Source organism: Martinezella calliandrae, assembly GCF_030272695.1.
GTDB classification, from domain to species: Bacteria; Pseudomonadota; Alphaproteobacteria; order Rhizobiales; family Rhizobiaceae; genus Rhizobium; species Rhizobium calliandrae.
Genome location: NZ_JARFYN010000197.1, coordinates 1 through 578 on the forward strand (window position 1 = coordinate 1; position 578 = coordinate 578).

Below are 578 nucleotides of genomic sequence, written 5' to 3' on the forward strand. Positions count from 1 at the left end.
TTCGTCAGCATCATGGTTGAGACCGCCGATGTTGTGGCCGTAGAGCAGCCTCAGGCCAGCGTGGGCGTCGATCTGGGCATTGCCACGCTGGCAACGCTTGTCGATGGCAGCACGATTCCTGGACCCAAGGCGCATAGCGCATTGCTCAAACGGTTGCGGCGGACGAGCCGTAGCCTGTCTCGCAAGCGAAAAGGCTCGGCCAATCGCACCAGACAACAAGGCGGCTGCGTAGCTTTAATCAGCTATGCGCTGGTTTGTTTAGGTTCTGGAGAGCGGTGTTGAAGCCAATCAGCAGGCTGATGCCCCTCAAGACTATGGTCATTCATCGCGATGATTGAAGAAACGGCTCTGTTGCAAAATTTCCATTGATGCCCGAAGGAACGCCGAAGATTTTGAATGAGAGTTTTGACGAGCGATTTCAAGTGGCGCCATTTTCAGGGTGATATTAATCTTTGGGCGGTCCGTTGGTGTTGCCGCTAACGGGCGGTGCGGTCGCGTGGCCATTTCCCGGGTGACGACGCTGCCATGAAGCTGCTATATCTCGTCCTCGACAACGCGGCCGAGCAGTGGAAGCGCGC

General features: G+C 56.4%; 1 protein-coding gene and 1 pseudogene. Both read left to right on the top strand.

The genetic code is table 11. The annotated features are described in order from the left end of the window. A partial coding sequence (locus PY650_RS36700) for a transposase (protein ID WP_285885011.1) occupies positions 1 to 282 on the top strand: 282 nt, incomplete at its 5' end. 198 nt (positions 283 to 480) lie between these two features. Continuing rightward, positions 481 to 578, top strand: a pseudogene (locus PY650_RS36705) (transposase); the annotation flags it as partial.